Annotated in this window: 15 protein-coding genes; 5 read left to right on the top strand and 10 right to left on the bottom strand. The window is 50.4% G+C overall.

Annotated features, from left to right (window positions below; all coding sequences use genetic code 11):
- Position 1: 1 nt before the first annotated feature.
- The 9 genes from waaC to typA form a co-directional block, all read right to left on the bottom strand.
- Entirely contained in the window at positions 2–1024 is a 1023-nt protein-coding gene (gene waaC / locus KP814_RS09440) for a lipopolysaccharide heptosyltransferase I (protein ID WP_371824046.1), read from the bottom strand.
- Positions 1025–1034: 10 nt separating this feature from the next.
- The gene (gene waaF, locus KP814_RS09435) at positions 1035–2081 is read right to left on the bottom strand and encodes a lipopolysaccharide heptosyltransferase II (protein WP_216736535.1); all 1047 of its coding nucleotides are present in this window, start codon (positions 2079–2081) and stop codon (positions 1035–1037) included.
- Between the two features lie 35 nt (positions 2082–2116).
- On the bottom strand, positions 2117–3040 hold the full coding sequence (locus KP814_RS09430; RefSeq protein ID WP_216736534.1) for a branched-chain amino acid transaminase: 924 nt from the start codon (positions 3038–3040) through the stop codon (positions 2117–2119).
- A 96-nt stretch (positions 3041–3136) separates the two neighbouring features.
- Positions 3137–6028, bottom strand: a complete 2892-nt coding sequence (gene glnE, locus KP814_RS09425) for a bifunctional [glutamate--ammonia ligase]-adenylyl-L-tyrosine phosphorylase/[glutamate--ammonia-ligase] adenylyltransferase (RefSeq protein ID WP_216736533.1) — start codon at positions 6026–6028, stop codon at positions 3137–3139.
- 118 nt (positions 6029–6146) lie between these two features.
- Entirely contained in the window at positions 6147–7076 is a 930-nt protein-coding gene (locus tag KP814_RS09420) for a CYTH domain-containing protein (protein WP_216736532.1), read from the bottom strand.
- A 110-nt stretch (positions 7077–7186) separates the two neighbouring features.
- Complete coding sequence (locus KP814_RS09415) at positions 7187–8188, bottom strand: porin (RefSeq protein ID WP_216736531.1); 1002 nt, start codon at positions 8186–8188, stop codon at positions 7187–7189.
- 747 nt (positions 8189–8935) lie between these two features.
- Positions 8936–9376 carry a D-aminoacyl-tRNA deacylase gene (gene dtd / locus KP814_RS09410; RefSeq protein ID WP_216736530.1) on the bottom strand — a complete coding sequence of 147 codons (441 nt, stop codon included), beginning with the start codon at positions 9374–9376 and terminating at the stop codon, positions 8936–8938.
- Between the two features lie 93 nt (positions 9377–9469).
- Positions 9470–10429: a prolyl aminopeptidase gene (gene pip / locus KP814_RS09405; RefSeq protein WP_216736529.1), complete on the bottom strand. Its 960-nt coding sequence runs from the start codon at positions 10427–10429 to the stop codon at positions 9470–9472.
- Between the two features lie 99 nt (positions 10430–10528).
- A complete protein-coding gene (gene typA, locus KP814_RS09400; protein WP_127968598.1) occupies positions 10529–12346 on the bottom strand; it encodes a translational GTPase TypA in 1818 nt (605 codons plus the stop codon).
- Between the two features lie 455 nt (positions 12347–12801).
- On the opposite strand from typA, the gene glnA reads away from it, so the two are divergent.
- From glnA to ntrC, 4 genes are all read left to right on the top strand, one after another.
- The gene (gene glnA / locus KP814_RS09395; RefSeq protein ID WP_216736528.1) at positions 12802–14208 is read left to right on the top strand and encodes a glutamate--ammonia ligase; all 1407 of its coding nucleotides are present in this window, start codon (positions 12802–12804) and stop codon (positions 14206–14208) included.
- A 108-nt stretch (positions 14209–14316) separates the two neighbouring features.
- Positions 14317–14844, top strand: a complete 528-nt coding sequence (locus KP814_RS09390; RefSeq protein WP_216736527.1) for a DUF4124 domain-containing protein — start codon at positions 14317–14319, stop codon at positions 14842–14844.
- Between the two features lie 251 nt (positions 14845–15095).
- Positions 15096–16175, top strand: a complete 1080-nt coding sequence (glnL, locus tag KP814_RS09385) for a nitrogen regulation protein NR(II) (protein ID WP_216736526.1) — start codon at positions 15096–15098, stop codon at positions 16173–16175.
- Positions 16172–17608: a nitrogen regulation protein NR(I) gene (ntrC, locus tag KP814_RS09380; RefSeq protein WP_216736525.1), complete on the top strand. Its 1437-nt coding sequence runs from the start codon at positions 16172–16174 to the stop codon at positions 17606–17608. Before glnL ends, ntrC begins: the two co-directional genes overlap by 4 nt.
- Positions 17609–17674: 66 nt before the next feature.
- Here the strand turns inward: ntrC and KP814_RS09375 are convergent, their stop codons facing one another.
- The gene (locus KP814_RS09375; RefSeq protein WP_216736524.1) at positions 17675–21562 is read right to left on the bottom strand and encodes a DUF1631 family protein; all 3888 of its coding nucleotides are present in this window, start codon (positions 21560–21562) and stop codon (positions 17675–17677) included.
- 121 nt (positions 21563–21683) lie between these two features.
- Between KP814_RS09375 and KP814_RS09370 the strand changes: the two genes are divergently transcribed.
- On the top strand, positions 21684–22853 hold the full coding sequence (locus KP814_RS09370; protein WP_216736523.1) for an aminopeptidase: 1170 nt from the start codon (positions 21684–21686) through the stop codon (positions 22851–22853).
- Positions 22854–22858 lie beyond the last annotated feature (5 nt).

The raw sequence follows: 22858 nt of genomic DNA, 5'->3' as shown, positions 1-22858 counted from the left end.
ATCATCTTACTATACCGCCACCTGACGAGGGCATTATTTGACGCAAACGTTCCCAAATCAGTTCAGGAGAAAGTTCATTCCAACATGGAGGATAGTCAAATTTTTCACCCAAGACTTCATACCGACAGTGCTTTCGCATACAAGGCGCGCAATGGTAACTTGAACTAAGTGAAGTTTGTTGCGCACCGTATATTCCAGTGAGGGAGGGGTTAGTTGGCCCATATAAGGCAATTGTCGGTTTAGCCAGCGCCGCCGCCAAATGGCCCAGCCCGGTATCCACGGTAACAATAGCTTGGGCCCTAGCGATGTGCTCCGCGACCCCCTTTAACGGCATTCGCGGCAATACCCGCACGCCAGCGGAAACTTCCAGGCGTTCCGCCCGCAGTCTTTCTTCTTCGTTCCCCCAAGCGGCACACACATCAAAACCAGCTTGCCGGCACCGCAGAGCAAGGTCACCCCAGAAAGATTCAGGCCAGTGCTTAGTACGCCATGTCGTGCCATGAAGAAACATAACCGTTGGCGCCACTCCTTCAGATTCGGCAGCTTCTATCTTGAGCCCATAATCCGGCGCCCCATCTTTTGCGTATCCCAGCCCCTGTGCGAATAACTCACGAGTTCTTTCCACCGCATGCATTTGTCTGGCGACAGAATAGCGCCGATGATAGAAAACGCTGGCAAGAGGCTCTCTTACAGATGTGCGATCGTATCCAACAATTTCTGCGCCAACCTTTTTAGCGATAAAGGCGCTTTTCAACAAACCTTGAGCATCAATAACAAGGTCGTACTCTGATTTAAGCTTTTCGCCAAAGCTCGCCCACTCGCCAGATCTCAATGCTTCATAGGGATTTTTACGCCAACGCCTCAACGCGACAGGGATGACCTTGTTCACAGCGGGATGCCATGTAGGGATTTCAGCGAACGCTTCCTCAACCACCCAGTCCAATTGTAAGCCGGGCACGTTCATCGCAGCCTCTGTAACGGCAGGCAGCGTATGCACGACGTCTCCCAAGGAAGACATTTTCACCAATAGAACTTTAGGCAATGGGCGCAACTCCCTGGCTGTCGGAACCACAAGGCAGCTTATCCAGCGCAGAAATGACCTGTTGCGCAGGCAACTGTTTCAGGCAGTTGTAATGTCCCAAAGGGCAAATGCGCTCAAAACAGGGACTGCAGTCCAGCCCCAAGCGCACGATTTGCTTGTGCTCAGTAAGCGGTGGCGTAAAGTCTGGAGAGGTGGAACCGTAAACAGCGACCAATGGACTCCCTAACGCCGCGGCGACATGCATCAGACCTGAATCGTTACTAACGACGCGAGAGGTTAGAGACAATAGCGCTACGGCTTCCTGCAGAGTCGTCAAGCCAGCAAAGTTCATAACGCCAACAGAGCCAGAGGCCGTCGCTATTTCTTCGCAAACGGGCTTGTCATTGGTGGAGCCAAACAGCCAGACGCGCCACCCTTTTTGCAGGTAGTGACGCGCAACGGCGGCATAATGCTCAGCAGGCCACTGCTTGGCGGCGCCGAACTCAGCGCCGGGACATAGCCCCAAAACAGGCGCTCCATCCGCATCTACTGCGTATTTAGCGCATACATCCGCGGTAAGCTGCGCATTGGGCTTCAATTCTGGGTTGGGTATACGGCTTAAGTCAGCTTCCCCGTTATCATAGGCAAGCGCCACAAAGCGCTCGACCATAAGCGGAAGCTGCTCTTTATCAAGTTTGCGAATGTCATTTAGCAGACCATAACGCATTTCTCCCCGCCAACCAGTGCGCCTTGGTATGCTTGCAAACCAGGGAATTAATGCGGATTTCAATGAGTTAGGAAGAACGATGGACCACGCGTAATCTTTCGCCTTTAATAACGCAGCCAGTTCACGTCGCGCCTTAAGCATCAACTTGCCGTGGCCCACCGGCATATCGATGGCCTCCCTCACTTCTGGCATAGCCTCAAGAATTGGGCGACTCCAACCTGGAGCAAGGACATCTATCTGGGCATTTGGGTAGAGGCGCACAAGCACTTTAAACAGGCTTTGCGCCATCACCATATCGCCAACCCAAGAGGGCCCGATAATAAGAATATTCAAGGGCTGGCGCCTCTTACATGGAAATGAACTAAAACTTAGGCGACGGGCGTCAGCCAGTGTTTGAACTCTTCGTTACGTCCTTTGACTACGTCGAAGTACAAAGACTGCAGTCTTTCAGTAATCGGTCCACGCTGACCAGCGCCAATTGGACGCCCATCCAGCTCTCTAATCGGCGTAACCTCCGCCGCAGTGCCAGTGAAAAACGCTTCATCGGCAATATAGACTTCGTCGCGAGTGATACGCTTCTCCACCAGCTTATAGCCCAAATGCTCCGCCAGATGAAAAATCGTGTTACGAGTGATGCCGTTGAGGCAAGAGGTCAACTCTGGCGTGTAAATAACGCCATCACGGATGACAAAGATATTTTCACCGGAACCTTCCGCCACATAACCTTCTGGGTCAAGCAGTAGCGCCTCGTCACATCCGCACGCCAGCGCTTCGTTCAAGGCAAGCATAGAGTTGATGTAGTGGCCGTTCGCTTTAGCGCGGGTCATAGAAATGTTTACATGGTGACGGGTATAAGAGCTGGTCCGTACCTTTATGCCTTTTTGCAGCGACTCTTCTCCCAAATACGCGCCCCATTCCCAGGCAGCGACGATCACATGCACGCTCAGATTATTGGCGCGCAGTCCCATGCCTTCAGAACCGTAGAACGCCATGGGCCGCATATAAGCGGAGTTCAGATTGTTGTCGCGCACTGCCTGACGCTGCGCCTCATTAAGCTCATCCTTAGTGAAAGGCAGCTTCATGTTCATGATATGAGCGGAGTCAAACAACCTGTCGGTATGCTCCTGCAAACGAAAAATCGCCGCGCCTTCAGGAGTCTGGTATGCGCGAACGCCTTCAAACACGCCCATGCCGTAATGCAGCGTATGTGTTAACACATGCACATTGGCGTCACGCCAAGGCGTCATTTTGCCGTCGAACCAGATCAAACCGTCACGATCAGCCATGGACATAGCAGTCAACTCCTTCGGGGCCCAAAGCCACACATTCTTAAACTGTAACCCGACTTTAACGTCGGAAGAGTAATGATTAATAGAAGAGGAACCAAGTCACTCCGCAAATACTTTTTCCCAAAACGCCACAACCCAACGACACTCTTCCAGCAGTTCGTCAGCTTGTATCCGCGCGGGAAGATTCTGCAGCGCTAGCCGGTGCCCGCGGGCGCGGAGCAGACGATATATATCGCAAAGCTTTTCCGCGTCTTCAGGAGTGAAAATACCGGCCTCACCCAAGGCTTCCAGTATCCTGATGTTATCGCTCCAGGCAACAATCTGAGGGAACTCATTCGCCCAGCGCAAAGCTGCATATTGAACCATAAATTCAATATCAACGATACCGCCCCTATCATGCTTGAGATCGAAATAAGGCAGGCTTCCTGATGAATCCGATTTGGTTCCGAGAGAGGCGCTCATTTTCTCTCTCATCTCTATCACTTCTGCGCGTAATTTTACTGGGTCACGAGATTGCGTAAGAATTTCTTTCCTTACTTTTTCAAATTCTGCGCGAATACTGGGACACCCAGCTACCGCTCTCGATCGGACTAAAGCCTGGTGCTCCCATGTCCACGCACTTTTCTCCTGGTATTGCTGAAATGCGCTGACAGAGCTGACCAGCAATCCCGAGTTTCCAGAAGGTCTCAGACGCATATCCACTTCATATATATCTCCAGAAGCGGTTTTCGTCGTTAGTAGATGGATAATTCTCTGCCCAAGGCGGGTAAAAAAGACTTGATTGGCGATACTGGTTTCACCATTCGTATCTAAATCTCCTGAAGCGCCGTGCAGGAACACTAGGTCCAAGTCCGAACCGTAACTCATTTCAATTCCACCAAGCTTTCCATAACCGATGACTGCAAATCGCATATCATTTGACGCAGCGTCTTCGTAGCCTGGCTCGCCGTATTTCTTCACCATAGTTTCCCAGGCCTCATCCACCACCTGCTCAACAATGGTTTCAGCGATGAAAGTCAGGTAATCACTCACCTTCATAAGGGGAAGAGTCTCACGCAGATCGGAGGCAGCCACCCGTAACACGTGAGCCTTTTTGAAGTACCTCAACGCCTCCATTTGCTCTTCCAGACCATCATTGGGAATGCGCAGCATTTGCTGACGGAGTTCATCACGCAGCGAAGAGGTATCAGGCGGAGTGTAAAGACTGCCGGTATGTAATAACTCATCCAGCAGCAAGGGAGTAGTTACAATTTGTGTCGAGATCCAGGCGCTTTCTGCAAACAATCGAATAAGTTCGCTCAGCGCACCTGGATTCTCATTCAATAGCGCCAAATAAGCGCTTCTCCGCAAAACTGCTTCAACTAAAGCCAGGAGTCGTCTGCACGTTTCGTGCGAAGCCCTGCTTTCCGCCAAAGACTGAAGCAGATTAGGCATAAACTCATCTAAACGCTCCCTTCCCTGCAATTGCATGTGCTGCACTCTGGAGCTCTGGAGGAGCTGTTTTACTGACTCATAGATTTCTATCGCCTGTTCACATCCAGACCGAGACAATAGGTCTTGCGCCTCATCCAGAGTTAATCGGCCAGCCCAAAGAGCCCGCCACTCGACCGTATCTGGACGCTCTAAAGGAGCTTCCCTGCGCTCAGCAATAATGTCGGCGAAATGCTCTGTTACGCAGTCTCTGAGCTTGTCCAGCTGACCCCGGCATTCCCCCCAACCCGGGAAGCCCATTCCCACCGCCACCCGCTCTCTCTCTACTTCATCAGTCGGTATCTCTTGGGTCTGCTTATCATCAAGCCCCTGAATAGCGTGCTCAATATTACGCAGAAAAATATAGGCTTCCCGTAATTCCGCAGCCGCGGCGACAGGTAAAAGTCCTTCATCTTCAAGACACTCAAGCGTCGACAAAAGATTCCGCTGCTGTAGCCTGACATCTCTGCCGCCGCGCATTAGCTGGAACACCTGAACGATAAACTCAATCTCTCTGATGCCCCCTCTACCCACCTTGATATTGCCATCCTGTCCCTTACGCTGAACTTCCCTTTCGATCATCTCCTTCATCGCCCTCAGCGCCTGTATGGCACCAAAGTCGATATATTTGCGATAAACGAACGGCTTAAGGGAGGTTAGCAGCTCTTCTCCGGCTTCAATATCACCGGCAACGGCCCGAGCTTTGATCATCGCATAGCGCTCCCAATCCCGACCTTGCTCCTGATAATAGGCCTCCATAGCCGCAAAACTGAGAGCCAGAGCGCCGCTCTGCCCATAGGGCCTCAACCTCATATCAACCCTAAACACAAAGCCATCGGCTGTCGTTTTATCTAACGCCTGTATTAACCTCTGCCCTAATCGAGTGAAAAACGCCTGATTATCTAAAGAGCGCGGAGCACCTTGAGTCTCCCCTCTCTCTGGAAAAGTAAAGATCAGATCAATATCGGATGACACATTGAGCTCGCTCGCCCCCAATTTCCCCATAGCAAGAACGACCAGCTGCTGCTTATCGCCAGCTTCAGAATGAGGCTCACCAAACTGCTGACTTAAGTCACGATAAATCCAACTCAAAGCCTCATCGATACAAGTTTCCGCAAGCCATGAAACTTCACGGGCCGTGACTTGATAATCCACTAAGCACACCAAATCTCGCCATATAACTCGAAACATCATTCGTCGACGAAACTGCCTCAATATTCGAAGCAAGTCATCCTCTTTGTGAGCCTCAGACAACTCTTGGGCCAATAACGCTCTGAAATCGACAAACTGATAATCTTTTTGGTATTGCGAAGACTGCAAGAAACTGAGAGCCAGCTCAGGCTCCCTGAGAATGATTAATGCGAGGAAGTCACTAACTGCAAAAGCACGAAGAATATCGGGATAGAAAGGAGAAAGCGCGCCGAATATCTCGGTAGGCAGAGTAGCAAACTCTCCCCAATACTTCCGAATCGTTGGATGAATTGCTGACGGATATAAATCAAGCTCGCTTGGCGCGGCCATTAGTCTGTGCTCCTTTTAACTATCACGCATTGTGAAAGGATAGCACGCGCCAACAACTATTTAGACGATTTAAGAGACAGGAAAATAGAACATGTAAGCACATCAAATTTGGGGACAACTACCCGATAGATTTAATTGCTAGCGCCTTGGTTACTAGCACCCCAATTTTACCTGCAGCAGTGGAGTTTTCTAACATCTCATTGAAATCCATATCGTTAGAGCGCTTATACCAGTCTATAACAGCCAACGTTTCACCATTAACCAACTCATCCAACCTGTGACAATCACAGTTTTCAAGTATATTTGAAGCTGCGACAGGTATAGCCGTGATTGTTCCGACATATTCTTCCCAGCCGGTTAACTTTGAGCCTGCGCTTCCCTTTAATTTAGCAAGCTTTTTAATTAGCTCTGCCATAAGTACATCGCCATGCTCCAGTTGAACACCGGGATCATTAATAGGGAGACTTAGGAGCTTGTACCCCTTGGAAGCCTTTGTCTCATCGCTTACCCAACATGGAGCCAGTTCTACAATCTCCTCAGCAACGTCAAACAGAAGCCCAAACTCTCCCTTTTTATATTCAATCTCAATCTCTGCAATTGGGGTACACTCAACACCTGACGTCACTTTACCAACATCAAGCACCAACTCCACTTCAGCCCCTTCGCGAGCGATATTCCATGTCAAGCGTTCAAATGTTGTTGTAAATATTGGGATTAGCGAAGCAAGATTGACCCCGCTTAAGGCATCAATATCTTGTAACTTTTCTAAGTCTAATCTTTCTGAATTTATAGACCAGTTCCACTCATTTCTTGAATGAAGGCCCGCAACACTTCCTCCTTTTGCCTTCAGCGTTTGCTCCCACCCAGAACCCGCATTACGTATTCGAAGCCCAGCTCTCAATGCTTTAAGCCGCAAATCTGGCGTATCAAAGTAAATATTACGCAAAACAGCCTTATATTCTGGCGAGCCAAATCTATTCTTCAGGGTAGATAGCACAGCATGATGCTTGCTTGAGGGGAACATAAGTTTTAACTCAATTTCTTTCATAACCTGAAGCTCAGTAAAAACAAAATATTTTTAATATCTGCATAAAAATAAGACACAAAAAAACCGGCCGAAGCCGGTTTTTAAATTTTCTAATCAGCTAAAAGCTAGAATTAGAAAGTGTAAGTTGCGCCGATTGCGAACTCTTCTGTATCAGTATCTGGAGAGCCTTTAGTCTCTACAGAACCGTTAGTATACTCAACGTATGCATACATGTTGTCAGAGATGTTATGCAGTGCCTGCAGATAGAATTTGTCTGCTTCAGCATCAGCATCGTTCTCATACGCTTGATAGCCTGCAGCAAATTGGGAAGCGCCCATTGCATAAATTGCAATCAAACCGTAGCCATCAGCTTCACTGGCTTTCACATCCGCGCCACCCACAGAATCTGCTGAGCGAGTTTCGTACTGCAGACCCAAGGTCAGGTCACCCAAGAACACACGACCACCTAAACCAATGCTGTCACCAGTATCAACGCCATCTTCTTCACGGCCCATTGCATAGCCGAAAATAGCTTCAAACATGTCAGTTTTAAACTTGGCACCAAGTGCTGCAGCGTGAGACTTATCGCTATTTACAACAGGAATTGTAACACCAACAGTCAAACCGCCAGCGATTACTGGTGATACGTATTGGAAATTATCACCTTCAGCCACACCACCAAAAGCACCAGTAGTATGATTGTAAGTGGCCATTTCACCGGAAATACCTACTGCTTCTGAAATATCAATGACATCCCACCACTCATATACAGTATCATCAGAACCTAATTGAGCAGAACCGAAGTCGCCTTTTACGCCGATGTAGGCTTCATCTAGATCGAAACCATTTTTCCCACCGCCACTCTTATCGTCGGCATCAAAATCCCACTCAGCTTTCAAAAAGCCAGTCAAACCAGGAGCAATTTCATGCTCATGCTTAACACCCAGAGTAGAGCCGTTATCGATAAACTCGTTAGTAGTAGTTTCAGTACTACCAGTTTCTTCAGAAGTATGGACATACGCCAGCTGAATGTTACCGTAAAAGGTAGGCATGTTCGCCATGGAATCAGCAGCGAAAGCTGTAGAAGAAATCGTTGCAGCGGCAACAGCTGAAGCGATCAAAGTCTTTTTCATTTCGTCTTCCTTTTGTGTGTTAAATCAACTTCTTTCGAAGATTGATGGTTAAAAGCCACATTTTTCTTTATTTAGGCAAAAAAATTTCGCCAATTTATAGTTCGTGATTATGTCAACTTAATGACATTTTTCAATCCGATGTTTTGTCTATATCAAAGCCTCCTTTTTCGCCGAACCCCATCAGTTCTTAAATGTTGATAGATTTTCGCAAACCAGGCCTCTTCACAGAGGTCTACATTTCTTCACTGAAGGTCAGCCAAAAAGGCTTAAATTCCCACTCTATCAACAACTTACCATCAAAGCCTTGACAGCTTTATTTTGCAGAGAGGCAAAAAATCCTTACAAACAACGGGTTATATAACTTTCCTAAACAAGAAAATTAATAACCATATGTAATACAACATTGTCGTTTTTGCAACCAAAAAGTGCCTACATGGCATTTTTTTTTGTAACAAAAACTCTAGTTTTAAGCCTTGTAAAGGCCAAGGGAGTTTCCCCTAAAAAAATCAAAACTTTTTATAATCAAGCAGTTAAACGGGCAGAATTACACTCTCTTTAATCGCCTGATATTGATGCAGCTTTCTCTGCTTAAACAAACGTACATAAAAGCGCACCAGTACTATAACAAAGGAAATATATTATTGGGCCATGCTTCCCATAGTGGATTTCCGAAACTCAACAACACCCCAATCTCTGGGTTATGTAGTACAAGCTTCGAGCATAAGCTCCGTAAATTTCAATATCCTTTTACTCAACACGCAACGAAAAGGTTGTTGGTCCGACATTAGCAAGCGTCACCTCCATGTCTGCGCCAAACCGCCCCGTCTGAACATTGCTTACTACTTTTGACGCCTTATCAACAAAATAGTCATAAAGCCTCTCGCCTAATTCAGGCGAAGCTGCGGAAGAAAAACTTGGCCTCATTCCTTTTTTTGTATCCGCCGCCAACGTGAACTGCGATACAACCAATAATTCCCCGCCTACATCTTTAAGGCTTAGATTCATTTTGCCATTCGCATCAGCAAAAATGCGGTAGCCTACGATTCTATCTAACAGTCTTTCCGCTGAACGCTCGGTGTCATTTGGTTCAACCGCCAACAAAACGAGAATACCTTCGCCGATTGAGCCAGTTATCTCTCCACCAGCTTTCACTGAGGCATGCGCAACGCGTTGAATCAATCCGATCATTTATTACGCTCGCGCTTAATTCTTAAGGAACTGTTACAGCCTTTTTAAACATTTGCGGCATTAAAACTGCCTATTACTTAACTGTCAATAGGACTAGCCATTAAGTTTTGATACGCCACCAATCCTATCCGCCATAGAGCCGATAGATTTGATCAGCGCATCAACCATTGCGGGATCTCTCACTGAATGGCCAGCGTCCCGGATGATGTACAAGTCGCTTCCCGCCCAGTTTTGGTGCAAATCAAACGCTCTAGCCAATGGAGAGATGGCGTCATAGCGACCATGAACAATGATACCCGGGATGTCTTTGATTTGAGAGTCTGAGCTTGCCGGCCTATCTGTTAGTTCCTGGTAGAACTTGCAGCCTAATTTCGCCAAGGCAATAGCCTGATGAGGATGAGTCAGTCTATCCACTAAATCCTGGCAGGGATGAAGGGTAGAGATCTTCGCCACCCATGCGGCCCACTGTTTTGCGGCCTGTATCTGAAGCAACTCATTCGATCCATTCAGATACTTAGAAAAATAACTAAGCACTCCCGCAACGTTCTCCCTCGGGCAATCCTTCATTACCTCATGCCAAATATCAGGAAACATTTTGGGTGCGCCTTCCGCCAACATCCACGATATGCCCGCCTGATCAGCAACAAAGAACCCCGAAATCACCACCCCCAATACAACCTCAGGGTGGGTGCAGGCATATTGTTGCGACAGAAAGCCGCCCCATCCCATGCCAATCAACATCCATTTATCAATGCTCAGGTGCTGCCTCACCCGCTCAATATCCTGGATGAGAATATCTGGGCGATTATAAGCGGTCTCAGCCAATGGCGTGGACTTGCCGCAACCTCTCTGGTCGATCATGATGATGCGAAAGCGTTCAGAGTCCAGCAGGCGCCGGCAGAATGGGTCTGAGCCGTATCCTGGCCCGTCATGTACAAACAATACTGGCAGCCCGTCTTTATTGCCGGACTCCTCAATATAAATTGTGTGAAGATTATCTACAGGAAGGAAGTGTTCTTTATGAGGCTTTAGTTCTGGGTATAAGGTGAGCATTCGGCTTTTCCAGCATTGTCCTTTAACTCGAAAGAACTATAGCACTCTGCGGAAAAGCCGAAAACTTTCTAGATCACTTTATCCAACTACTTTTGGATTTTAGTCCTTAGCACGGTCAGCGCGCTTACGCTCATGCTCTTTCAGCAACTTCTTGCGAATCCTGATGTTGCTAGGCGTCACTTCAACCAGCTCATCGTCTTCGACAAACTCTAACGCCTGCTCCAATGAGAAACGAATCGGCGGAGTCAGAAGAATATTTTCGTCCGTACCTGCTGCACGAATATTGGTCAGCTGCTTGGCTTTGGTTGGATTAACAACCAAATCGTTATCTCGGCTATGTAAACCGATAATCATGCCTTCGTAGACTTCAATGTTGGGGTCTACGAACAGACGACCACGATCCTGCAGGTTAAACAGCGCGTACGCCAATACTTTACCCGCTACGTTGGAGATAAGAACGCCATTGTTACGCTCTACGTTCACACCTTCTTTCACAGGACCATAATGATCGAAGATGTGAGTCAGGATGCCAGTGCCTGAGGTCATGGTCAGGAACTGAGAACGGAAGCCGATCAGGCCACGAGAAGGCACAACAAACTCTAGACGCGTGCGTCCTTTCCCATCTGGAATCATGTTAACCAGCTCACCACGGCGCAGGCCCATTACCTCCATGATTGATCCCTGGTGTTCATCTTCCACGTCGATGATAACCTGCTCGTAAGGCTCAACTTTCTGTCCGTCAATTTCTCTCACGATAACTTCTGGACGGGAAACGCCTAATTCAAAGCCTTCGCGACGCATGGTTTCGATCAATACGGACAAGTGCAACTCACCGCGGCCAGATACGATGAATTTGTCAGGAGTATCGCCTTGCTCTACACGCAACGCTACGTTGTACAGCAATTCTTTCTCCAGACGCTCTTTGATATTTCTACTGGTGACGTACTTGCCTTCTTTACCAGCGAATGGTGAGTCGTTAACCTGAAATGTCATGCTGACTGTCGGCTCGTCCACGATCAACGCTGGCAGCGCTTCTGGGCGCTCAGGGCTACATAACGTATCGGAGATATTCAGCTCATCCAGACCTGTAATACAGATAATGTCCCCAGCTTCCGCTTCAGGCACATCCACACGCTGCAGGCCGTGATAGCCCATTACTGTCAATACGCGACCATTACGTTTGCCGCCATCGCGATCAACCACGACAACGGGCGTATTGGTTTTTACTTTACCGCGCGAAACGCGTCCGATTCCGATTACGCCAACGTAGCTATTGTAATCGAGGGCGCTGATCTGCATTTGGAAGGGGCCATTAACATCGACAGACGGCGCGGGCACCTTATCAACTACCATTTCAAACAGAGGCGTCATGTCTTGTTGCAACGCATCTGGCTCAAGCCCTGCGATGCCATTCAACGCAGAAGCGTAAATAACAGGGAAATCCAGCTGTTCTTCTGTCGCGCCCAGGCGGTCAAAAAGATCCATCACTTCACCGACGACCCAATCAGGGCGAGCGCCAGGGCGATCCACTTTATTGACAACAACAATAGGCTTCAGCCCACGAGCAAAGGCTTTTTGAGTAACGAAACGAGTTTGCGGCATCGGGCCGTCAACTGCATCAACGAGCAGGAGAACAGAGTCCACCATAGACAGAACACGTTCAACTTCGCCGCCGAAGTCAGCGTGTCCAGGTGTGTCTACGATATTAATTCGGTAATCATTCCACTTGATGGCGGTATTTTTCGCCAATATAGTAATGCCGCGTTCACGTTCCTGATCATTGGAGTCCATAACGCGTTCAGCGTCCATGTCCTTGCGGCCTAAGGTGCCCGACTGCTGAAGGAGTTTGTCGACCAATGTGGTTTTACCGTGGTCAACGTGGGCAATGATAGCAATATTTCTTAATTTCTCGATCACAAAAAACACCTGCAAAATAAACAGTCATGGGCTGAGGGCGCGACATTATAGCTGACGCCTGAATCTTTTTTATACATCTTTATACACCCTCCCGAAAATTTATCTATCCTTAGCCTGATACCAAAATGGTGCACGACGCACCAAAAGCGCCCGGCAGCTTACTTTTACGCACCAATTCGGTGCAACACCATGAATGACTTGATCGGGCTATTCCGAACGGTGTTTCACAAACCCTTTTAAAAACAATTTGTTATAAGTCAAAAATCTCTTGGCAAATAAATTGCTAATCAGGAAAACCAGAAGCAACTGACCATGAGGCGTGATAGTATTTTTGCGCTCGTTAGACTTCCCGGAACGCTCTCCCCTCCACGGGTCTGTTTCATGGTGGCGAGGATACACTACTGCAGTGTTTCGGTTTCACCTCAACATAAATAAAATCTTACGGAGTAACTGGAATGTCAGAGAAAACTCTGAATCTTATTAAAGAGCACGAAGTAAAATGGGTTGACATGCGCTTTACCGACACCAAGGGTAAAGAGCAGCACGTGACGATCCCTGCTAGCGAAATCTCTCCGGAATTCTTTCAAGAAGGCAAAATGTTTGACGGCTCCTCCATCGCTGGCTGGAAAGGCATCAACGAATCAGACATGATCCTGCTGGCGGACGATGAAACAGCGGTTATCGACCCGTTCACAGAAGAAACCACTCTGAACCTGACCTGTAACATCATCGAACCTACCACCATGCAGGGTTACAATCGCGACCCACGCTCTATCGCCCAGCGCGCGGAAGAGTACCTGAAGTCCACAGGCATTGCGGATACTGTACTTTTCGGACCAGAGCCCGAGTTCTTCATTTTCGACAGCGTAAAATGGAAGTCCGACATCAACGGCGCCATGTATGAAATCTACTCTGAAGAAGCCGCCTGGGTATCAGGCGACGACTTCGAGAAAAACAACGTTGGTCACCGTCCTGGCGTAAAAGGCGGCTACTTCCCTGTACCCCCTGTCGACTCTCTGCATGACCTGCGCGGCGCGATGTGCGCAGCGATGGAATCCATGGGCTTGACTATCGAAGTGCATCACCACGAAGTGGGCACTGCAGGTCAGTGTGAAATCGGCGTCGGCGCCAATACTCTGACCCGCAAAGCGGACGAAGTGCAAATTCTGAAGTACTGCGTACACAACGTAGCGCATGCTTACGGCAAGACCGCAACCTTTATGCCCAAGCCTTTGGTTGGCGATAACGGTTCTGGCATGCACTGTCACCAGTCCCTGTCCAAAGACGGCAAGAACATCTTCTCTGGCGACGGCTATGCAGGCCTGAGCGACGTGGCTTTGTACTATATCGGCGGCATCATCAAGCACGCTCGCGTACTGAACGCTTTCACTAACCCTTCAACCAACGCATACAAGCGTCTGGTTCCTGGTTTTGAAGCGCCGGTTATGCTGGCTTACTCCGCACGTAACCGTTCTGCGTCCATCCGTATTCCTTTCGTGACTAACCCGAAAGCGCGCCGGATCGAAGTTCGCTTCCCAGACCCATCCGCTAACCCTTACCTGGCGTTCGCGGCCATGTTGATGGCGGGCCTGGACGGCATCCAGAACAAGATCCACCCTGGCGACGCTATGGACAAGGATCTGTACGATCTGCCAAAAGAAGAAGCAATGAACATCCCAACTGTTTGTAGCTCTCTATCACAGGCGCTGGATTACGCAGAAAAAGACTTCGAGTTCCTGACTAAAGGCGACGTCTTCACTAAAGACATGATCGAAGCTTACATTGAGTTGAAGCGTAAAGAAGTAGAGCGTCTGGACATGACCACTCACCCGGTCGAATTCGAGATGTACTACTCTGTATAATCCGCTGCGTAGTTAACTACGACAGACTCGAAAACCCCGCGCTCTGCGGGGTTTTTTTTGGTTCCGCTTCTGCTACAGTTCAAGTAACTGGTCAATTGGGTTGAAGTTATGAAATCTCGGTTCGCTTATATCCTTCTTTCTTCTGCGCTTTTTTCTTCTTACTCAGGTTTGGTCTGTGCTGAAATCTACCGCTGGGTTGACGCACAAGGCAATGTGGAATATTCAGACCAGGAGAGAGAAGGTGCGGAGAAGGTCGAGGTCGGCCCAACCGCAACGATAACTATGCCTAAAATGTCGAAGATCCCGCCTAGTAGCGGCGATGAGCCAGAACCTGCACCGTCAAGCTATTACGCAACGCTGAACATCACCTTTCCCAGCAATGACAGCGCTTTTCATTCCGGCAATGGCGACCTGACGGTCTTATTCACATCAGATCCCACCCTGTATCCCAACCACAGCTACCGCGTTTCCCTGGACGGAGCGCCTGTTGGAACAACCAAGGATAATTTCCTTGAGCTGAAAGGCGTCAATCGGGGAACCCATTCCGTTTCTCTTGACGTCGTTGATAATTCAGGGGTCGTTCAGAGCGCAACCCCAGTACAGTTCACCATTCATCGTCCCAGCGTAAAAAACTAGCCCGACACATCGCACCAAAATGGCGCACAATTAATGCCTGGCGCATCCACTTTGTGCATGACGCGCCATGATCACGCACATCGCCGCAGACTTAGGTTCCGCCAAAGCCCGCTTCTGGAGCGCTTCCTAAGGGCATAGCTCACATTTGGGCTATCCGCCCCACGCCTGTGCAGAGAACCCGGTAATTCGCACCGCTTTACCGCAGTTCTGGTTTGGATATTGCATTCTCAATGCAAAAATAGGTCAACATTATGCTACCCATCGTTTTTCAGACTCGCTTACTCGAAAATCTGACCACTTCCGTGCTGGTCATTGACCCCCAGCAGCGGATTGCATTCAGTAATTCATCCGCCGAAGTGTTGCTGGAAACCAGCGAGCAAAGAGCCCATGGGGCCACCATCAAGGATTTATTGATAGAAGGCAGCTCCTCGCTGACCGGCCTGGAAGAGTGCCTGCGCACAGGCCAGACCTACACCCAAAGAGAGGCAGAGTTTCTGTTGCCTTCCGGGAGCCGTCTTCTGGTTGATTACACCGTTTCTCCCGTGAATATCGTCAACGACGTCTACGTCATCATGGAGATTCAACCCCGTGATCGCCTTTTGCGCATCAGTCGAGAGGAGGAGCTACTCTCCAAGCAGGAAACCTCCCGCATTTTGATTCGCGGGCTCGCTCATGAAATCAAAAACCCCTTGGGCGGCATCCGCGGCGCAGCGCAGCTTTTGGACAAAGAACTAAAGGAAGAAGGTCTGCATGACTATACCCGCATCATCATTGATGAGGCGGATAGGCTGCGTAATCTGGTTGACCGCATGCTTGGCCCCAATCGCAGCTTTAAACAAGAGCCGACCAATATCCATGAAGTGCTGGAGCGGGTTTACAGCCTCATCGAAGTAGAAAGCGCCGGCAAGATAAAGCTTATTCGTGATTACGACCCCAGCATCCCCGAATTCGCCGGTGACAAAGAACAGCTCATTCAAGCCTTCCTTAATATTTGCCGCAACGCCATGCAAGCCTTTGAGGACTACACGCCCCCCGGGTCTGACCGCCCACAAATATTACTACGCACACGCCCGCTCAGGCAGTTCACGATCGGTCATACGCGACATCGCTTGGTGGTAAGAGTAGACGTCATCGACAATGGCCCCGGCATCCCGTCCGAATTCCTGAATAACATTTTCTACCCAATGGTGAGTGGTCGCGCTCAGGGGACAGGTCTGGGGCTATCCATAACACAAAGCATCATCGGACAACATAAAGGGCTGGTTGAATGTGAAAGCCAGCCCGGCAGTACGAACTTCATCATATTTATTCCACTGGAGCCACTATCATGAGCGCATCACCCAACGTATGGATCATTGATGATGATCGTTCAATTCGATGGGTCTTAGAAAAAGCCCTGGAGCAGGCGCATCTGAATACCCGGTCATTTGAATCCGGAGACGGCGTTCTGCATCGTCTGGAACGGGAGCAACCGGATGCGATTATCAGCGACATTCGCATGCCCGGCATTGACGGACTAAGTCTGCTGGGACAGATTCACACCAGCTACCCGCACCTGCCAGTCATTATCATGACCGCGCATTCGGACCTGGATAGCGCAGTGTCTTCCTATCAAAGCGGCGCTTTCGAATACCTCCCCAAGCCTTTTGATGTGGATGACGCCGTCTCTTTGGTAAAACGCGCCGTGGCTCATGCGCAGGAACAGATGGCCACCAGCCGCGCTCCCGAGGGAAGCTCCTTGAGTCAGGACACGGAGATCATCGGCGAAGCCCCCGCCATGCAGGAGGTATTCAGAGCCATTGGCAGGCTTTCTCACAGCAATATAACGGTATTAATCAACGGCGAATCCGGCACTGGTAAGGAGCTGGTCGCGCGCGCTTTGCATCAGCACAGTCCCAGGGCCGGCAAACCGTTTATCGCTCTCAATATGGCGGCGATACCGAAAGACCTGATCGAATCTGAGTTATTCGGCCATGAAAAAGGCTCTTTTACCGGAGCCGGCGGACAGCGTCAGGGACGTTTCGAGCAGGCCAACGGCGGTGCGCTCTTTCTGGATGAGATCGGAGACATGCCGCCAGATACCCAGACGCGCCTGCTACGTGTGCTAGCGGACAGCGAGTTCTACCGGGTCGGCGGAGCCACTCCCATCAAAGTGGATGTGCGTATTATCGCCGCCACACATCAAAACCTGGAAAAACTGGTGCAGGAGGGGCGCTTCCGGGAAGACCTTTTTCACCGTTTGAATGTCATTCGAGTGCATCTGCCCAAGCTGAGCGAGCGCCGGGAAGATATCCCCAAACTCGCCGGGCATTTCCTGAAAAAAGCGGCGGAAGAGCTGAATGTCGAGCCTAAGGTGTTGAAAACCGAGGCGGAAGAGTACATGTGTTCGCTCGCGTGGCCTGGTAACGTAAGACAGCTGGAAAATACCTGTCGCTGGCTCACGGTGATGGCCTCTGGCCGGGAAATCCACGTTTCCGACCTTCCCCCGGAACTGCAGGAGCAATCCAACCACCGCAGCCCAACTCAGGATTGGCAGGAGTCACTGCGTACCTGGGCCGAACAGGAACTGAAGAAAGGCAAAAGCGGACTACTGGATACAGCGGTGCCCACTTTTGAGCGCATCATGATAGAAAGCGCCTTGAAGCAGACGGCGGGAAGAAAACGCGATGCAGCGCTGCTACTTGGCTGGGGACGCAATACGCTAACCAGAAAAATCAAAGAATTAGGCATGGCGGGTCACGACGAGAGCGAAGACGACGACTAAGTCACCCCCGGGTCTCACTACACACGAAACATAAGGGGGCGTTCACGCCCCTGCTCCCACGTTCTCCTAGAAATTCGCCAGGGATTTCGGCCTCTCTATATAAAAGCCTTGCACGTAATCGACGCCCAGCTTTTGCAGCATCTCCAATGACTCTTTGGTTTCTACCTGCGGAGCGATAATTTCACGTCCTAAGTAGTGCGCCATTTCCGTCATGGAGCGAATCATCGTCTGATCATTTTGATCGGTCGCCACGTCTTTAACAAAAGAGCCGTCCACCTTAATCAGGTCTACGGGCAACTGCTTGAGATATTGATAGGAGGCCATGGCGGTGCCGAAATCACCCAGGCAAAAACGGCAGCCATATTCTTGTAGCTCCACGATAAATTCGGAGACATCGCAGAGATTCGAGATCGCCGCCGCTTCTGTGATTTCGAAGCACATTTTGTCCATAGGGCAGTCGTATTTGGTCAACCGTTCAAAGATAAACTCCAACAACCCCTCATCATTCAGAGAGTGACCGGAGAGGTTAATGCTGACCCCGCCCATGGTTTCAATCTGCTGTCGATTCTTCGACATCCAGTCCAGCATATGTCCAACCACCCAGCGATCCACCGCCTGCATCCGCTTATACGTTTCCGCTGCGCGAACAAAGTCTCCGGCTGGAATCAGGTTGCCATTGTCATCATATATACTGAGCAGTATCTCGTACTGGGCGCCCATCTTTGCGGCGGGGTGCAGCGGTATGATTTTCTGACAACGCAACAGTACCCGCTCGTTCTCCAGCTCTTTACCCAAACTCGCGACTTTTGAAGCGATTGCGTCTCGTCTGGCAATCAGGGCCTGATCGACATCAAACTCCTCAACTCGATTGCCTCCTTTGCTCTTGGCTCGACGAGCAGCCTCTTCAACAGCCTGCATCATATGAGGCACATCCAGCACGCCACCACTGACCTCGACGTAACCAATACTCGCGGAGACAGAGAAGACGTTGCTTTCCCATTGCAGCTGATATTGGCGTAGCGCTGTGGTGATTTTCTCCACCGCCGCCGTCGCCTCGCCTTCCACTAGCAACATGAATTCATCGCCGCCAAACCGGCATACCAGCGTCTTCGGCGTAAAAAGCGCCTTCAATAAGCCTGCGATATCCTTCAACGCCTGATCGCCCGCCTCAATACCGGCTGACTCGTTGATCAGGCGGAACTGCCCAAGACTGACCAGCAGCCCGACAAACTTATCGCCATCACTGGATTGAGAAAGTTTCACCAACGCCTGACGCTCGAACTCCTTACGCTGGATCAGCCCCGTCAATTCATCATGTGAGGACGCGTGGCTAAGCTGCTCATAAAGATCCTGCACCATGGCGTCCAGACCTTGATCGACCACAGGGGTATCCACCGACTCATCCGGCGCGGCGATGCCTTTCTGCAGGTAGGCAGCCAGTGTCAGCGCGTCCAGGTCAATCACCTTCATGCCCTGATGGTTCACGAACACATAACGTGAAAAGCTGCGACCGACCCAGACCAGCCGGATAAACTCAGCCTCCTTCTCGTCTCGCTCTAATCGCAGCCAATCTCCCACCTTCAGTTTTTGCGCCCGCATCAGCCAGCGTTGCAGCCCTCTTTGCCTGGCTTCGCCCAGCAACTGCACACCCGGATCACTGCTTTCGTCACGATTATCCGGCATGGTCACCATTTCAGGCGCCGTCTCGACGCTACGTACGAGAAGGCGTTTGAGCTCGTCGCGGATATGGCCGGACGGCATATGATTGGAGGAGATAGCGGACAGGCCGTCCTGAATAATGCGCAGCAGTTCCGGCAAGTTGAATTCAAAACTGGGGTCATCGCCGACATGAATCAGCGTATCCAGAACACTCAAGTAGTCATACCAGGCCTGACTGGAGGCGCCTTGCCGAATATAGGTCAGCGACAGCAAATCCCGCCAGCCGCCATTCAGCAGCGTCGCCACGGCTCTAGGCACCTTCTTGCCAGCGATGCGTTGCTCTATCTCGTCAATCACCGCCTGCTTGGCTTCCTCGACTTTCTGCTGCCCTTCCGCCGCCGCGGTGACTCTTTCCACATTCCGCCGATAGAGTAAATTCTGCCGCTCCAGCAATTCATCCAGTTCCGCCAGCGCTTCATCAAATACGCCCGGATCTCGTTCGTGATCCACCTGAATACGATGAATGAGCGTGTTGATACGCTCCAGGGCCGTTTGACTGCTCCGCCCCCCTTTGACGCCGATCTGCGCAATACGGTTAATGACCTTATGCGCCGTATTTTCATTCTGCTCCAGGAAGTCAGGGTTGCGCATCAGCAAGCGAAGTACCGGCAGCTCCAGCCCCTTGATCTGCATCTTGGCGATTCCGCTCAACTTCTGGTTTTTCAAAAGGCTGGCGAAAAAGCGATCCACCACATCCAGTGCTTTGTCCTGCTCCGCTCCAAAGGATTTCAAACCTGCTTCATTATTCTGCAGCACACTGAACAGGCGCTCACGCAGCCCAGATTCTTCTAGACTGACGCCATCCCCAGGCGGAGCCTGCTGTACCGACTGCAAGTTAAATAATATTTCTTCATTGCGAAACTGAGGCGCTTCGGATGCTTTTGGAAATGGAGGAGCCTGCTGCTCTTTTTGCTTCAACAAAGCGCGATTGCTTTCCAGAATTTCAAACAGCTTGTTCACCGCCGCGAAGCTGGTTTCCGCATCCGCCAGGTAGCCGTGCATATCCCTTTCGCCCTGCGCTCCTGAGGGCGGAGGGTTTGAGTTTGAGTCTGGGGCAGTGACGGGCTTGGCAGGCTGTTTGGACTCCTCTTGGTTTGAGCCCATCAACTTTTGACGCAATTGCTCAGCGCGCTCTTTATCCTCCGCGCTGAACGAGTCCTGTTTGCTCTCAGCTGGCGGTTTCTTTGCGCTTTCCTCTTCCGCCGCCTTCTTTTCCCCCTCTGGAGTGCTCAAGTATTTCGACAAATCAAGATTGGGCAGCACTCCCCGCCGAACCAGCAGGTCATTGAGTTCCGCGTACACGGGCCCGAGTTCGGCCAACACAGTGCGCTCAAACACTCTCAGGCACAAGCGTTCCGCCGGCAGAGGTAAATGCAGTTGAATCAAGGTGTCACGCAAGGCGTAACATAAAAGCGGCGGCCCCACTGCATTGTTATATCCCTTGTTGCAAACCACTCCGGCGGCGTCCAGGCGCATCTTCAACTGCACCAGAACAGCCCGATAGGTTGTCTCCGCTTTTGTGACCATGACTTTCAGCGTGAGCCAATCTTCAAACTCGGACTTATCTATTAATGATAAATCCGTCCGCTCTTCTTCCTTTTTGGCGGAACTCTCCGCTCGGGGCGTCAGCGCTTGACCAACATGTTTGAAAAACTGGCTGGAAAAAATTTCATTCTGCTTCGCCAGGGCAATAGCGGCGTCGGCAAGTTGCGAGCGTTGGTTATCCGTAGGCGCAGTATTAATGGCCTCGTCGAAGCTTTTCGGCAAGGCGCGCAGATAGGTATCAAACAGGGGCGTCAAATGCTGGTGAATGACCCGCTCGCACTGTCTCATCAACAGCGAGGCGGAGTCCGTGGAGCTCTTGGGAGCGCCGGGCCCAATGTTCTCGGCTCCGCATATACGCAGCAGGGCAGTCACCGCCGCCATATTGCCTTCCGCGAAGCTCCCACCCATGGCGCCGTCGATGGCCCTTACCACATTCACCTTCAGCTCATGGTTGCGATTCACGAAAGGATCGATAAAACTCACTTGTACGCGCTGACCGGCGGTAAAGCCGCTATGCTTGAGGCGTTGAGCCGTCTCTGTGGGATAAGTGACATAAACGCCTTCCGGGCAGAAATCCGCAATTGTGCATGACAGGCCGCTCAATCCCTTAAAGTCGAGAGATGCGCTCAACTGTATGGGGCGCCGTTGACTCGCACGCCGCTCCTGTTCTCTGCCACTGATTTCGGACATGGGTTTCTGTAGGTTAAGTTTATTAACTAAGAAGGCGCCGGTCGCCGTTATCGCTCCGCCCGCATCAGAGCGCTATTACCAGTATAGACAGCCAATAAATTTTTGGAGAAAGAGTTCGCCGATGGCTTTACTAAAAAAAACCTTTCCTTTATCTCCAGTTATAAAACTTTTACCTCTGTTACTGATGGGGTTGCTGGTTCTGGGAGGCTGTCAATCTACGGGGTTTATGCTGCAGGCGATTCAGGGGCAGTGGGAGATTCTGCAGAAAAAGCGCCCCATTGAAGAAGTCGTGCAGGAAGACGCAACGCCCGCCAACCTCCGGGAACGGCTTGAGTATGTCATCCAAGTCAGAGAATTCGCCGCCGCCTCCTTACACCTTCCCGTGGAGGAAGCCTATAGCGAATATGCTGATCTTGAGCGTCCCTATGTGGTTTGGAACGTTTTTGCCGCACCTGAATTTTCTATGCGCAGTAAAACCTGGTGCTACCCCATTGCAGGCTGCGTCGCCTACCAGGGTTACTTCGCCGAGCAGCCCGCCCATGAGGCTGCTGAAGCATTGGCGAGCGAAGCATTCGACACCCATGTAGGCGGCGTCCCAGCCTACTCAACCTTGGGCTGGTTCGATGACCCGGTCCTGAACACCTTTATATGGTATGACCCCGTGGACTTAGCTGGGCTGCTTTTCCATGAATTGGCGCATCGCAGGCTGTATATAAAGGGAGACACCGCTTTCAATGAGAGTTGGGCGACCGCCGTCGAGCAGGAAGGAGTGCAGAGATATATTCAATACACTTCCAGCACCTCCTCTCAGAATACTCCACTACTTCTCAGCGCCTACTCTGCAAACGCCATTAACGAGCGCTACGCCGAACGCGCCCAGAGCCGGGAACAGTTCGTCGCCTTGGTGAAACAAACGATTGGTGAACTGGAAGCGCTTTATAAAGAAGACATATCTGCGGAAGACAAGCGCACCCGCAAGACGGAAATTATTGAGACATTACGCGCCCGATACGCAGAGCTGGCGCAACAGCGCAAGATATCTTCAGGCTATGAGCGTTGGTTCAACGCGCCAATCAACAACGCCAAGTTACTGACCGTCGCTAATTACCACCAATGGACGCCTGGATTGCGCTACAAAATCCGCGAGCTGGGCGACCTCAATGCATTTTATCAGTGGTCGGAATCTTTGACTGACCTGACTAAAGAGGAACGCATGGAGGTATTGAGAAAGCTGAATGAACTGGCGCTGCCAAGCGTGGCCAGTTCACATGAGAGCAAGACAGATAAATAGAGGAC

Source organism: Hahella sp. HN01 (genome assembly GCF_018986435.1).
Taxonomy (GTDB): domain Bacteria; phylum Pseudomonadota; class Gammaproteobacteria; order Pseudomonadales; family Oleiphilaceae; genus Hahella.
The sequence above is the reverse complement of the archived record's forward strand: the minus strand, read 5'-3'. Positions and strand labels throughout refer to the sequence as shown.

Coding starts and splice junctions, on each gene's coding strand:
- KP814_RS09430 (WP_216736534.1), bottom strand. CDS start 3,040: ATGTCCATGGCTGATCGTGACGGTTTGATCTGGTTCGACGGCAAAATG.
- glnE (WP_216736533.1), bottom strand. CDS start 6,028: ATGGCCGCGCCAAGCGAGCTTGATTTATATCCGTCAGCAATTCATCCA.
- KP814_RS09420 (WP_216736532.1), bottom strand. CDS start 7,076: ATGAAAGAAATTGAGTTAAAACTTATGTTCCCCTCAAGCAAGCATCAT.
- KP814_RS09415 (WP_216736531.1), bottom strand. CDS start 8,188: ATGAAAAAGACTTTGATCGCTTCAGCTGTTGCCGCTGCAACGATTTCT.
- dtd (WP_216736530.1), bottom strand. CDS start 9,376: ATGATCGGATTGATTCAACGCGTTGCGCATGCCTCAGTGAAAGCTGGT.
- pip (WP_216736529.1), bottom strand. CDS start 10,429: ATGCTCACCTTATACCCAGAACTAAAGCCTCATAAAGAACACTTCCTT.
- glnA (WP_216736528.1), top strand. CDS start 12,802: ATGTCAGAGAAAACTCTGAATCTTATTAAAGAGCACGAAGTAAAATGG.
- KP814_RS09390 (WP_216736527.1), top strand. CDS start 14,317: ATGAAATCTCGGTTCGCTTATATCCTTCTTTCTTCTGCGCTTTTTTCT.
- glnL (WP_216736526.1), top strand. CDS start 15,096: ATGCTACCCATCGTTTTTCAGACTCGCTTACTCGAAAATCTGACCACT.
- ntrC (WP_216736525.1), top strand. CDS start 16,172: ATGAGCGCATCACCCAACGTATGGATCATTGATGATGATCGTTCAATT.
- KP814_RS09375 (WP_216736524.1), bottom strand. CDS start 21,562: ATGTCCGAAATCAGTGGCAGAGAACAGGAGCGGCGTGCGAGTCAACGG.
- KP814_RS09370 (WP_216736523.1), top strand. CDS start 21,684: ATGGCTTTACTAAAAAAAACCTTTCCTTTATCTCCAGTTATAAAACTT.